Annotated in this window: 8 protein-coding genes; 5 read left to right on the top strand and 3 right to left on the bottom strand. The window is 68.5% G+C overall.

What is annotated here, in order from left to right:
- The first annotated feature begins 253 nt into the window (after positions 1 to 253).
- Both B0920_RS07230 and B0920_RS07225 read left to right on the top strand, forming a co-directional pair.
- Complete coding sequence (locus B0920_RS07230) at positions 254 to 3,310, top strand: TonB-dependent siderophore receptor (protein ID WP_078031862.1); 3,057 nt, start codon at positions 254 to 256, stop codon at positions 3,308 to 3,310.
- A gap of 142 nt (positions 3,311 to 3,452) precedes the next feature.
- Entirely contained in the window at positions 3,453 to 5,816 is a 2,364-nt protein-coding gene (locus tag B0920_RS07225; RefSeq protein WP_078031861.1) for a DNA internalization-related competence protein ComEC/Rec2, read from the top strand.
- Here the strand turns inward: B0920_RS07225 and B0920_RS07220 are convergent.
- The 3 genes from B0920_RS07220 to B0920_RS07210 form a co-directional block, all read right to left on the bottom strand.
- Positions 5,813 to 6,502: a response regulator transcription factor gene (locus B0920_RS07220; protein WP_078031860.1), complete on the bottom strand. Its 690-nt coding sequence runs from the start codon at positions 6,500 to 6,502 to the stop codon at positions 5,813 to 5,815. The two genes, B0920_RS07225 and B0920_RS07220, sit on opposite strands and share 4 nt — an antisense overlap.
- Before the next feature lie 102 nt (positions 6,503 to 6,604).
- Positions 6,605 to 7,981, bottom strand: a complete 1,377-nt coding sequence (locus B0920_RS07215; protein WP_078031859.1) for a cell wall metabolism sensor histidine kinase WalK — start codon at positions 7,979 to 7,981, stop codon at positions 6,605 to 6,607.
- A gap of 1 nt (position 7,982) precedes the next feature.
- Positions 7,983 to 8,666, bottom strand: coding sequence for a response regulator transcription factor (locus tag B0920_RS07210; RefSeq protein ID WP_078031858.1), 684 nt, complete (start codon positions 8,664 to 8,666; stop codon positions 7,983 to 7,985).
- Positions 8,667 to 8,798: 132 nt separating this feature from the next.
- On the opposite strand from B0920_RS07210, the gene B0920_RS07205 reads away from it, so the two are divergent.
- The 3 genes from B0920_RS07205 to B0920_RS07195 all read left to right on the top strand — a co-directional run bounded on the left by B0920_RS07205 (position 8,799) and on the right by B0920_RS07195 (position 13,986).
- Entirely contained in the window at positions 8,799 to 9,296 is a 498-nt protein-coding gene (locus B0920_RS07205; RefSeq protein WP_078033325.1) for a Spy/CpxP family protein refolding chaperone, read from the top strand.
- 17 nt (positions 9,297 to 9,313) lie between these two features.
- A complete protein-coding gene (locus B0920_RS07200; protein WP_078031857.1) occupies positions 9,314 to 10,171 on the top strand; it encodes an intradiol ring-cleavage dioxygenase in 858 nt (285 codons plus the stop codon).
- Between the two features lie 794 nt (positions 10,172 to 10,965).
- Entirely contained in the window at positions 10,966 to 13,986 is a 3,021-nt protein-coding gene (locus B0920_RS07195) for a TonB-dependent receptor domain-containing protein (protein WP_078031856.1), read from the top strand.
- Positions 13,987 to 13,999 lie beyond the last annotated feature (13 nt).

Raw genomic sequence — 13,999 nt, 5'->3', positions numbered from 1 at the left:
ATACCAGCGCGGCCATGCCGGCGCACGCCATGTTGAGCGAGCGCGTGGCGACCATCCTTCCGTCCATCCTTGTCCGCAAAGCCGACGCGGGCGGGCCTCCGTTCTCCGCATATGCCGGCCGCATATCGCATGCGAGCGCGATACTCAAACAGGTATCGCAGGCCGCAAAAAAACGATTGGATCGTTCGTCTTGACATCCATAAGATCGGTTTCCGTATCAGCAAGGTGAACAAATAATCATAACGGAGACACCATGACGATCTATACCGGCGGCCGCCTCGCGGCCGAGCGTGCACGACCACTTCCATTGAAACTCATCACCGCGACCCTGCTCGGCGCGGGCCTGATCAGCAGCGCATCGGTCTGCGCGCAGGAAGCCGGGCCCGCGCCCGCGCCTGCGCAGGATGCCACGCCCGCAGCCTCGCAGCAGGCCGAATCTACGGTCTCGCAGCGGACCGCGCCACCGCCCGCAGCCGCGCCGAAAGGCGACGAGCATGTAGTGACGGTGACCGGCTCGCGCATCGCCGCGCGCGGGTTCAACCAGCCGACGCCGACCACCACGCTGACCTCCGATGACATCGAAAAGTCGGCCCACCCGAATATCTTCACCACCATCGCCCAGTTGCCCGCGCTGCAGGGCAGCACCGGCAATTCGGTGCTGACCTACAGCACCTCGAGCGGCTTGCAGGGACTGAGCGCCTTCAGCCTGCGCGGCCTGGGCGCGTCGCGCACGCTGACCCTGATCGATGGCCAGCGCGTGGTGCCCGCCAACGTTACCGGCGTCACCGACGTCAGCCAGTTCCCGCAGCTGCTGGTCAAGCGCGTCGACGTGGTCACCGGCGGCGCCTCGGCTTCGTATGGTTCGGACGCCGTCGGCGGCGTCGTTAACTTCATCACGGACAAGAAGTTCACGGGCTTCAAGGCCAACGTCGAGGGCGGCCAGAGCACCTACGACGACAACCGCAGCGTCACGCTGCAGGCGGCCTTCGGCCGCAGCTTCCTGAATGACAAGCTGCACCTGGTGCTCAGCGCCGAGCGCAGCAAGGAGGACGGCGTGCCGGCCGACGGCTTCGGCATGGGGCCGGGCCCGAACGGCCGCACCTATTTCAACGCGCCGGCCTTCCAGATCCGTCCGGTGTCCCAGACCACCGACGGCAGGCCGCAGATGTTCGACATCCGCAACGCCCAGCCCTACCAGTACAACCGCTACGGCCTGATCACCTCGGGTCCGCTGCAAGGCACGGCCTTCGGCGACGGTGGCGTTCCCTACCGGTTCAACTACGGCGGCAACGGCGTACCCGACGGCAAAGGCGGGGTCAGCGGTTGCATCAGCCCGTTCTGCGTGGGCGGCGACCTGACCGGCACCTCGGGCAACACCACCAGCCTGGCCTCGGCGCTCACCCGCGAGAACCTGTACACCCGCATCAGCTATGCCCTGACGCCGAACCACGAGATCTTCATGACCGTGAACGCGGCCCAGGTCGACTCGCAAAACCAGCCGAATGCAGGCGCACCGAAGAACGCCAACCTCACCATCCAGTGCGAAAACCCCTTCCTGCCGGCCTCGATCGTGGCGGCCTGCGCGGCCAACAACATCACCAGCTTCCAGTACGGCACGGGCAACGCCAACTTCCCGGCGAACATCAGTGTCGAGCCGCTGCGCCGCCAGAACCGCTACGTGATCGGCGCCGACGGCCGCTTCGACGCCGGCGGCACCAGCTGGTCGTACAATGCCTACTACCAGCGCGGCATCAACCACACCGACCTGTACGTCAAGAACATCACCCTGACGCCGCGCTACAACGCCGCCATCGACGCCATCAGGCTGCCCGACGGCAGCATCGTCTGCCGCAGCGTGGTCGCGCGCAACGCCGGCTGCCAGCCGCTCAACATCATCGGCAACGTGCCGCAGAGCACCGGCGCGCTGGCCTACGTGATGCCGGGCTTCGGTCCGCAGCAGCACACCCGCCAGACCCAGGACGTGGCCAGCCTGAACATCAGCGGCGAGCCGCTGACCCTGTGGGCCGGTCCGCTGGCCGTGGCCGCCGGTCTCGAGTACCGCAAGGAAGAATACGTGGTGCGTGCCGACCCGTACGGCAATGGCGTGACGGCCGACAGCCCCAACTCGGTCGAGTATCCGGCCGATCCGGTGCTGAACGCGAGGACGGGCGGGAACTGGTTCGCCGGCAATTACCGTAACGGCGAAGGCAAGTACGACGTGCGCGAGGGCTACCTGGAACTCAACCTGCCGATGTTCAAATCGGATACCTGGGGCGAGGCCAACCTGAACGTGGCCGGACGCGGCACCGTCTACAGCACGGCCGGCAACGCCAAGACCTGGAAGATCGGCGGCACCTGGAAGACCACGGTCGACGGCCTGCGCCTGCGCGCCGTGACCTCGCGCGACGTCCGCGCGCCCAACCTGAGCGAGTTGTTCGCGCCGATCGTGACCACCAACAATGTGGTGAACTATCGTGGCACCACCCTGACGGTGCAGCAGCAGGTGACCGGAAATACGAACCTGCGGCCGGAGATCGCGCGCAGCACGGAGGTGGGCGTGGTCCTGACCCAGCCGCGCTGGGCGCCGGGCTTCAGCGCCTCGATCGATTACTACAAGATCAAGGTGGACGGCGTCATTTCGACCCTGGGCCTGCAGCAGGAAGTGGACCTGTGCGTGGCCGGTTACCAGGAGCTGTGCGCGGCCATGGTGCTCGACAGCCCGGTGCCCTCGAATAACTACGTGCGCCTGCAGCAGTTCAACCTGGCCTCGCTCAAGCTCAGGGGATTCGACATCGAGACCTCGTACCGGGGCAGCATGGCCCCACTGGGCCTGCCCGGCATGTTCACCCTGCGCGCGCTGGCCACGCACACGATCGACAACATCACCGATCCGGGTGTGCCGGGCACGATCCCGAGCGAGGCGGCGGGCGTCAACCTGGGCTCCACGCCGCGCTGGAAAGTGATGGCCACGCAAGGCTGGTCGAGCGATCGCGCCAGCGTGACCCTGACCGAGCGCTGGGTCAGCAACGGGGTCTACAACAACGAGTACATCGAGTGCAAGACCAACTGCCCGGTGGCCACGACGATCCATCCGACCATCGACAACAACCAGATGAAGGGCGCGCTGTACTTCGACCTGGGGGTGACCTACAAGGTGTCGGACAACATCATGGCCTATGCCAAGATCGACAACCTGGCCGACCGCAACGCGCCGACCGCGCCGGGACCGAACGTGGGATACGGTCTCAACCCATCCCTCTACGACGTCCTCGGGCGCATGTACCGGGCCGGCTTGCGCTTCAGCTTCTGAGCCGGGGGAGGGCGGGGCGCCGCCTTCCTGGTTCGCTGTGCCAGATCAAGCAGGGGCGATCTAGTACGGCGGCGCTGCGCCCGACTGCGTAAGCTATCCGCTGGACAGTGCCGGCCAGGCGGCCGGCGCCCTGCGGATCGCCATGCACATCGCCATACTCAGCTTCGCCGCCGGCGCTGCCTGGCTGCAGTGCCAGGCGGCCCTTCCATCATGGCGGGCACTTGCGCTCGCAGCGGCGCTGGTGCTGTCCTGCCTCCTGTTTCGGGCGACCCGCCGCCGGATTCCCCTGCTGCTTGCCGGCGGAGTCCTGGCGGGCGTTGGCTGGGCCGCCTTGCTGGCGCATGCCGCCCTCGCGGACGACCTGGCGCAGGCGGACGAAGGACGCGATCTCCAGCTGGTCGGCACCATCGACAATCTGCCCTACCGTTTCGACGGCGGGGTGCGTTTCCATGTCGCGGTGGAGCAGGTCGCGGGCAACGCGTCCAGGGTTCCACGGCGGGTCGCGCTGTCCTGGTATGCGGGCACGCGCGACCGGCATGGCGCCATGGTCGAGGTGCAGCCTGGCCAGCGCTGGCGGCTCACGGTCCGCCTGCAACGCCCCCACGGCAACGCCAACCCGCATGGCTTCGACTACGAGGCCTGGCTGCTGGAACAGGGTGTACGCGCCACCGGCTACGTGCGGCCGGGCCGCAACGAGCTGCTGGCGCAATGGGTGCCGGGCCCGCGCCATGCGCTGGAACGTGCGCGCGACGCGCTGCGGGCGCGCATCCTGGTTGCGCTCGAGGGCGCGCCCTATCGCGGCGTGATCGTAGCCCTGGTGGTCGGCGACCAGCGCGGCATCGCCCAGTCGGACTGGGAGGTCTTCAATCGCACCGGCATCAGCCACCTGGTGTCGATCTCAGGCCTGCACGTCACGATGCTCGCCGGGCTGGCCGCCTGGATCACGGCCTTCCTCTGGCGCCGCTCCTTCTTCACGGCGGCGCAACTGCCGCTCCGTGTGCCGGCGCAGCGGGTCGCCGCCCTGGCCGGCGCCCTGGTCGCGCTGCTCTACGTGCTGCTGGCCGGCTTCGGCGTGCCGGCCCAGCGCACCTTCTACATGCTGGCGGTGGTCGCGGCGGCGCTCTGGCTGGGGCGCATCGCCTCCGCCTTCCACGTGCTCTGCCTGGCCCTCGGCGTGGTGGTGCTGCTCGACCCCTGGGCCATGTTGTGGCCGGGCTTCTGGCTCTCCTTCGGCGCGGTGGCCGCCATCCTGTATGCCAGCGTGGGACGGCTGGAGCGCCGCCGGCCCGGCTGGCGCGGGACCTTGCTGCTGGCGGCGCGTACCCAGTGGGCGGTGACCGTCGCGCTGGTGCCGCTCACCATCCTGATGTTTGGACAGGTGTCGCTGGTGAGCCCGCTCGCGAACGCAGTCGCGATTCCGGTCATCAGCCTGTTCGTCACCCCGCTGGCCCTGGCGGGCAGCATGCTGCCGTCGCCCCTCGCCGAGCCGGTGCTGGGCGCCGCCCATGCCGCGGTCGCCATCCTGGCGGCGGGTCTGGAGTGGCTGGCCGCGCCGCGCCTCGCGGTCTGGAGCGCGCCCGCGCCGCAGCCCTGGATGCTGGCCCTGGCCCTGGCCGGCACCGCCTGGCTGCTGGCGCCGCGCGGCTGGCCGCATCGCTGGGCCGGGCTGGCCGCCTGGACACCGCTCCTGACCCAGTTGCCCACGGCGCCGCCGCCGGGTGCCTTCCGCGTCACCGCCTTCGACGTCGGGCAGGGCATGGCCCTGCTGGTGGAGACCCACCGCCACCGCCTGCTCTACGACGCCGGACCGCAATACGCGCCGGGCGCGGACGGCGCGACCCGGGTGATCCTGCCCTACCTGCGCGGGCGCGGCATTGCACGGTTGGACACCCTGATCGTCTCGCACAGCGACCTCGATCACGCGGGCGGCGCGCTGTCGGTGCTGGCGGCGCTGCCGGTGGCGCATACGCTGTCCTCCCTGCCGGAAGGCCATCCGGCGGTGCGGCGCTCGGCGCTCCACGCGCGCTGCGAGGCGGGCCGGCGCTGGCGCTGGGACGGCGTGGGCTTCGAGATGCTGGGGCCGCCTATGCAAAGCTACGACGATCCCGCGCTCAAGGCCAACGCCCGCAGCTGCGTACTGCGCATCGAGGCGGGTGGCAAGGCGATCCTGCTGGCCGCCGACATCGAAGCCGCCCAGGAAGCCGAGCTGCTTCGGCGAGTGCCTGCGGCCCTGCGCGCCGACGTGCTGCTCGCGCCCCACCACGGCAGCGGCACCTCGTCCACGCCCGCCTTTCTGCAGGCCGTGCGCCCCACGCTTGGCATCTTCCAGGTCGGCTACCGCAACCGCTACCGGCATCCGAAGAAAGAGGTCTACGCCCGCTACGGCGAGCTCGGCATCCGCCGCCTGCGCACCGACCAGAGCGGGGCCATCACCATGGACTTCGGCGCGCGCATCGGCATCGAGGAATACCGGCGGACGCACGCCCGCTACTGGCACGGGCGCTAGCGCAGCAGCTGGTAGCCGAGCCGGTACACGGTCTGCAGGCAGGAACGCCCGTCCTCCATGCGCCCCAGCTTGTGGCGCAGGCTGCTCAGGTGCACGTCGACGTTGCGGTCGTAGCGCGCCAGCGGCCGTCCCAGGCCCTGCTCGGACAGCTCGTGCTTGCTCACAGGCCGACCGGGATTGCGCGCCAGGATTTCGAGCAGCTTGAACTCGGTGCTGGTCAGCTCCACCGGCTGCCCGTCCCAGTAGACGCGGCGCAGGGCGGGATAGACGGCCAGCTTGCCGACCTGGAGCGCGATGCCGGGGCCGTCCCCGGCGCCAGAACCTTGCCCGGCGCGGCGCAGGATGGCGCGCAGGCGCGCGGTCAGTTCGCGCGGGGTGCAGGGCTTGGTGACGTAGTCGTCGGCGCCCAGCTCCAGGCCAAGGATGCGGTCGGCGTCGTCGGCGCGGCCGGTGAGCATCAGGACTGGAATGGCGCTGCGCGTTCGGATGGTGCGCAGGGTGGCGATGCCGCTCATGCCGGGCATCATGACGTCGAGCACGGCGATGGCGTACTGGCCCGACAGCGCCTCCCGCGCGCCGGACTCGCCGTCGTGGGCGCAACCGACGGGAAAGCCTTCGCGCTCGAGGTAATCGGCGAACAGGCCAACGAGCTCGACGTCGTCGTCAATCAGCAGTACGGGGCTCATCGAAAAATCATAGCAAAAGCGCCATCCGTGCGATGTACGGATCGCGCCCGCGCGAGGTTTCCCGGATGTTGAGGCGCCGCTGCGCCTGCCGGCACGTGGGCGTCAGGCGTTGCGGTGGAGGGGCAGCGAGATGCTGAGCTGCAGGCCGCCGCCCGCGCGGTTGGCGGCGGCGATCTCGCCGCCATGGGCGCGCACCACGCGCTGCGCGATCGCCAGGCCGAGGCCGTGCCCGTCGACGCCGGTGCCGGCCGGATTGGCGCGGTAGAAGGGCTCGAAGATATGCGCCAGTTGCTCCGGCGCGATGCCCGGCCCGCGGTCGCTCACCTCGACCCGCGCCAGTCCCTGGCGCGCCGCGACCGAGACTTCGACGATGCCGCCGCCGGCGCCGTGCTTGACCGCGTTGCGGACCACGTTCTCCAGCGCGCTCCACAGCAGATCCGGGTCGCCGGCGACGCCGATGCCGGGTTCGCAGCGCAGCACGATCTCGGGCGCCTGTGCGGCGCCCGACTCGCCGGCCTCGAAACGTGCATCCTCGACGATGGCATCGGCCAGCTCGCCCAGGTCGACCGGCTCGCGGCGCTTGATCCCGCTCGCGGCTTCCAGGCGCGACAGGGTGAGCAGCTCGCCCACCAGCTTGTCCATGCGCACGCTCTCGCGCTCGATCCGTTCGAGCGAGGAGGCCAGGCGCTCCGGCTGCTGGTGCGCCAGTCCGACCGCCGCCTGCAGCCGCGCCAGCGGCGAGCGCAGTTCGTGGGAGACGTCGTGCAGCAGGCGGCGTTGGCCATCCATCAGCATGCGCAGCTGGTCGCTCATGCGGTCGAAGTCGCGTCCCAGGTCGCTCAGCTCGTCACCGCCGAGGGGCTTGTCCTGGAAGCGCGGCGCCAGGTCGCCGGCGGCGGCGGCGTCGAAGGCGCTGCGCAGCGCGCGGATCGGGCGCGCGAAGTACCAGGCCAGCAGGGCGGCGAACAGCAGGCTGGCCAGCACCGCCGCGACGATGCCGAAGACCTGGCCCAGGCGCCGGCCCCAGCCCGGTTCCATGCCTGGTCCGCCGCGTCCGCGCATGCCCTCGGGCGGCGGACCGTTGCGGCGCGAGACCAGGGCCAGGTAGCGCGCGCCGTCCGGCGCGAGCAACTGGCGCGCGCCGCGCGGCATCGGGTCGGCCGCCAGTTCGCGTTCCGCTTCCTGTACCAGCTCGGAAGGCACCTCGCGTCCGAGCAGCTCGCGCCGCCCGGCGTCCAGCACATAGACTTGCGGCCGGCGCAGCTCGCCCAGCATGCCGCGCAGGGCGTGCACGCCGCCGTGGCGGAGGGTGGCGGCGGCGGCGTCGAGGGCGATCGCGCCCGGCGGCCCGGTGTCGAGCATGGGGGCGGAGCGCTGGCGCGCCTGGTCGCGCAGCCAGAAGGCACCGCCGATGCCGATGGTGGCGGCCACCTGGGCCAGCAGGATCGAAAGAAAGAACTTCCAGAACAGCCGGCCCATGCTATTCCCGGATCAGCTGGTAGCCCTGGCGGTAGATCGTCTGCAGGCAGGAGCGGCCGTCCGACAGCGGGCCGAGCTTGTGGCGCAGGCTGCTCAGGTGCACGTCGATGTTGCGGTCGAAGCGTGCCAGCGGCCGGCCCAGGCCCTGCTCGGACAGCTCGTTCTTGCTGACCGGCCGGCCGGCGTTGCGGGCCAGGACTTCGAGCAGGTTGAATTCTGTGCTGGTGAGTTCGAGCGGGCGGCCGTCCCAGGTGGCGCGGCGCTGCTCGGGGATCATGCTCAGCTTGCCGACCGTGATCACCACGCCAGGGCCGGCGGCGCTGGCCTGGGTGCGGCGCAGGATGGCGCGCACGCGGGCCGTGAGTTCGCGCGGGGTGCAGGGCTTGGCGACGTAGTCGTCTGCGCCCAGTTCCAGGCCGAGGATGCGGTCGGCGTCGTCGCCGCGCGCGGTCAGCATCAGGACTGGAATGCGGCTCGCGGCGCGGATCTGGCGCAAGGCCTCGATCCCGCTCATGCCCGGCATCATGACGTCGAGGACGGCGATTGCGTGCTGCCCGTTCAGGGCTTCGCGCACGCCGTCCTCGCCCTTGTGGACGCAGGTGACCCGGAAGCCCTCTTGCTCCAGGTATTCGGAGAACATGCCGACCAGTTCGACGTCGTCGTCGATGAGGAGTACGTGGTTCATGGCGCAAGGATAGCAAAGTGCGGCGGTCTCTTCTGTTGTCACGGGGGAAGCTTTACCTATATTTACCTCGCTTGCAGGCGCTTTACATGGGCCAACCACAGAATGACCGCTCCTCAACACCCAAGGATGACCATGAAGACCTCTGTTGCACGCCTGGCAGCCGCCTGCGCCGCCTGCATGATCGCCGCCCCCGCCGTGGTGGCGCAAACCGCGCCGCATGGCGGTCTGGCCGGTCCGGACGACCCGCACGGCGGACCGCCCGCACTGCACGCTCATCCTCGCTTTGGCGGCCACGGCCACGGCGGCGGTGCGCTGGCCGGCCTGCGCGGCCTCGATCTCACCGAGGCGCAGCGGGACCGCATTTTCGCCATCGTCCACGAGAACGTCCCCAAGCGGCGCGAGCTGGACAAGAAGGAGCGCCAGGCACGCCTCGCCTTGCGCGACATGGCGAGCGCACCGCAACTCGACCTCGGGAAGGCGAGCAGCCACGCCAGGGCCCTGGGCGAGGCGGTCGCCGACGAAGCGATGCTGCGTCTGAAACAGGAGGCAGCGGTGATGGCGGTCCTCACGCCGGAGCAGCGTGCGCAGCTCGAACGACGCCGCGCCCAGCCGCGCCGGGATCGTTCATGAGCGGGGCAGGGTTGCGCATGCGAGAGCAAGACCATGACCGCGGCCTGAGCGCCGACCTCGACCGGATCCTGGCCCAGCGCGCGACGCGTCGCCAGTCGCTGCGTTGGCTGGTCGCCGGCGTCTCGCTGCCGCTGGCCGGATGCGGCGGCGGCGCCGACCGGGCGGATGCCAACTTCGGCATCACGACCTCCAGCAGCGACGTCGCGACCGGCAGCGGCACGCCGGTCGCCTGCTCGGTGATTCCGGAAGAGACGGCCGGCCCCTATCCCGGGGACGGCAGCAACCACAACGCCAAGGGCGTCGTCAACGCGCTGGCGCTGGCCGGCATCGTCCGCAGCGACATCCGCGCCAGCGTGGCCGGCGCAAGCGGTGTGGCGGACGGCATTCCGCTCACGATCCGCCTGCAGATGGTGAACGTGGGCGCGGGCTGCACGCCGGCCGCCGGGGCCGCGGTCTACCTGTGGCACTGCACCCGCGAGGGCGGCTACTCGATGTACTCGGACGGCCTTCTGGACGAGAACTTCCTGCGCGGCGTGCAGGAGGCGGACAGCCAGGGGCAACTCGCGTTCACCACCGTCTTCCCCGGCTGCTACGACGGGCGCATGCCGCACGTGCACTTCGAGGTCTATCCGTCGCTGGCGAAGGCCGGCAATGCCGCCAACCGCATCAAGACCTCGCAGTTCACCTTCCCGCTGGCGACGCTGAACGAGGCCTATGCGACGGCCGGCTACGCCGGCAGCGCGGCCAAGCTGGCGCGGATCAGCTATGCCACCGACATGGTGTTCGCCGACGGCGTCGGTTTGCAGATGGCCAGCGTGAGCGGCAATCCGGTCCAGGGTTATGTGGTGACGCTCAACGTCGGCATCAGCCTCTGAGTCGGAGCCGGATGCCGCGCCAGAAGGCGCAGTCCCGGAGCGGAGAAGTGCCTGTTACCGGCCTTGCCGGCCGCCTGCGCGCCGGGCCGGCCGGGCCTGCGTTGGCGCGACGGCCACGATATCGACATCACGCGGTGAGGGGGCCAAGCGCACCCGATCGAGCTGCGGGCAGCCCAGGTACGGTGTTGCATCTGCGCTACGATACTCGCCGTTTCGAAACGGATATTGATGCTCGCGGAAATCGGCGTGTGGACGCCGTATTCACTCTTGCCACCTGCGCCGGTGCTTGCAACACCGCGTATCTACAGTTGACATACCAATTTCGATATCGCCGCGTACATAAAAGTTATTGGATGCTTATTGATCCACGGTCGTAGTATTCCGCAACGGCCATTGGCCAGCGATCGGTGAACAAGCAAAGGCGCCGGATAGCTCCGGAACCCAAGAACTGAGCTGTTGCCCGGTCCTGTGTCCTTCGGCCTTCACCCTGATGCGCGCCGCAGCGTGGCATCGCGGTTGACGCAAACAAACGCTGTTTCGCGCACCAGCGGCATCACTATTTCACCCAGCTAGCGCTGCGCTCGGACGATGGCCCAAATCGAGGGCTGTTGCCATTTAGCCACGTTAGCGCTAACAAACTATGTTAAGTTAGCGCTACCAAGACAAGTTGTACATGTAAGGAGGAAGGACCAGCAGGAAAACACAGCATCAGCACCAAGAAGCAGCGCATCGCAAGGCTGAGGCCGGCATCCAACAGACCGGGCCCAGACCACCTATAAAAACACGGAGACACGATGAATACGCGATTTCAACGAAAACTGATCAACCTCGCCGTGGCCAGCGCCTGCGGCGTGCTCGCCATGTCGGCCCACGCCCAGGAAGCCCAGGCCTCCGCGCCGGCCGCAGAAGGCGCCCAAGCGTCTGCGCCGGCCGCAGAAGGCGCCCAGGCTGCCGACCAGGCCGCTACCGCTTCCACCACCGTCACGCCGCTGGCCGCGCCGACCGCCGCCCCGGCCAACCAGGGCCCGGTCAACACCGTCGTGGTCTCCGGCTCGCGCATCGCCACGCGCGGCTTCACCCAGCCGACGCCGACCACCAGCCTGTCGAGCGCCGACCTGGAAAAGGCGGCCAAGCCGAACCTGTTCAATACCCTGACCGAACTGCCGGCCCTGCAGGGCAGCACCGGCCGCACCACCAACACCTTCAGCACCTCGAGCGGTATCCAGGGCCTGTCCTCGCTGTCGCTGCGCGGCCTGGGCACCCTGCGTACCTTGACCCTGCTGGATGGCCAGCGCGTGGTCGGCGCCAACGTCACCGGCGTGACCGACGTCAGCCAATTCCCGCAACTGCTGGTCAAGCGTGTCGACGTGGTCACCGGCGGCGCCTCGGCGTCCTATGGTTCGGACGCGATCGGCGGTGTGGTCAACTTCATCACCGACAAGAAATTCGAAGGCTTCAAGGCCAACGTCCAGGGCGGCATGACCCGCTACCACGACGACAAGGGCGGCACCCTGCAGGCCGCCTGGGGCAAGGGCTTCATGGACGGCCGCCTGCACGTCACCCTGAGCGGCGAATTCACCAAGGAAAACGGGATCGAGTCGCCGGGCTTCGGCGAGGTCGGCCCGAACGGCCGCACCTGGTACAACAACCCGGCGCTGCAGGAATCGACGCGCGCCATGCAGGCCGCCGGCGCCCCGCGCTACAAGAGCATCGTGCACGCCCAGCACATCCAGTACGCCAAATACGGCCTGATCACCGGCGGCCCGCTGCGCGGCACCGCCTTCGGCGACGGCGGCACCCCTTACCCCTTCGAGTACGGCACCGATTGCGTCGGCAACTTCTGTATCGGCGGCGACCGCAGCGGCAGTGTGGGCGCGGGCACCAACCTGTCGATGCAGTTCAAGCGCCAGGTCGGCTATGGCCGCGTGTCCTGGAACCTGGACGCCGACAACGAGATCTACGTCACCGGCAACTGGGCCCAGGTCGCTTCCGAGTTCTCGCCGAACCCGGGCGCGGCCAAGCAGGGCAACCTGAACATCCGCTGCGACAACGCCTTCCTGCCGGCGTCGCTGGTGGCGCCTTGCCTGGCCGGCTATCCGAGCGGCGCGATGCCGGTCGGTACCGCCAATGCGACCTTCCCGGAAAACATCAAGGTCCAGCCGACCCGCACCCAGCGCCGCTTCGTGATCGGCGCCAACGGCAAGTTCGGCCTGTTCGGCAAAGAGTGGAACTACGACGCCTATGCCGAGCATGGCGAGAACACCACCAACATCAACGTCGACAACATCACCCTCAACCCGCGCTACAACTTCGCGATCGACGCGATCCGCGATCCGGCCACCGGCGCGATCGTCTGCCGCAACCCGGCCGCGCGCATGGCGGGCTGCCAGCCAATCAATATCCTGGGTAATGTACCGATGAATATGGCGGGGTGGAACTACATCGCCCCCTCGGCCGGCCCGCGCCAGCACACCGAATCGACCCAGGACGTGGCCAGCATCAACTTCAACGGCGAAATCCATGAAGGCTGGGCCGGCCCGATCTCGATGGCCTTCGGCGCCGAATACCGCCGCGAGTGGTATGAAGTGAACGGCGACCCGTATGGCGCCGGCGTCGAACTGGCGTCGCCCTACAGCGCCGACTACCCGGCCGATCCGACCCTGTCGATCACCGGCGACAACTGGTTTGCGGGCAACTACCACAACGGCCGCGGCTCCTTCAACGTCAAGGAAGCCTACGTCGAGTTCAACATCCCTTTCCTGAAGTCGGACACCTGGGGTGAAGCCAACCTGAACATCGCCGACCGCGAAGAGAAGTACAGCACCGCCGGCCATGCCCGCGCCTGGAAACTGGGCGCCACCTGGAAGACCCCGATCGACGGCCTGCGCCTGCGCGCGGTGAGCTCGAGCGACGTGCGCGCTCCCAACCTGAGCGAATTGTACGCGGCCATGACCGTGACCAACCAGGCGGTCAACAACAACCAGGGCCAGTCGATCCAGATCCAGCAGCGCAACGTCGGCAACCCGAACCTGAAGCCGGAAAAAGCACGCAACAATTCCTTCGGCATCATCCTGAGCCAGCCGAGCTGGGCGCGCGGCTTCAACCTGTCGGTCGACTACTTCGACATCAAGGTCGCTAACGTGATCAGTTCGCTGAACCCGCAGCAGGAAGTCGACCTGTGCTACGGCGGCAACCAGGAAGTCTGCAAGGCGGTGTCGATCAACGGTCCGGCCGGCACCAACTACGTGCTGGCGCAGAGCTTCAACTTCGCTTCGCTGCATACCCGCGGCGTCGACATCGAGACCGCTTACCGCCTGAACCTGCGTGATGTCGGCCTGCCGGGCACCTTCACCCTGCGTGGCCTGGCGACCCGCATGATCCACGCGATCTCGGATCCGGGCGTGCCGGGCACCACCCCGAGCGAAGGCGCAGGCAACATGACCGGTCCGACCCCGAAGTGGAAAGCCCTGCTGTCGCAGACCTGGGAAAACGGGAAACTCAGCCTGACCCTGACCGAGCGCTGGATCAGCTCGGGCAAGTTCAACAACGAGTACATCGAGTGCCAGACCGCCTGCCCGCTGCCGACCGCGGCCCACCCGACCATCTACGACAACTACATGCCGGGCGCCACCTACATCGACTTCGGCGGTTCGTACAACTTCTCGAAGAACCTGCAGGCCTACTTCAAGATCGACAATGTGGCCGACCGCGACCCGGTCCTGGTCCCGCAAACCAACCTGAGCATCGCACTCAACCCCGCAGTCTATGACGCAACCGGCCGTACCTACCGCGCTGGTCTCCGCATGAACTTCTAAGGGGGCGTCCGCC

Source organism: Massilia sp. KIM (assembly GCF_002007115.1).
Lineage (GTDB): Bacteria > Pseudomonadota > Gammaproteobacteria > Burkholderiales > Burkholderiaceae_D > Telluria.
Note: the sequence above shows the minus strand (reverse complement) of the source record. Positions and strands in the feature narration are given on the sequence as shown.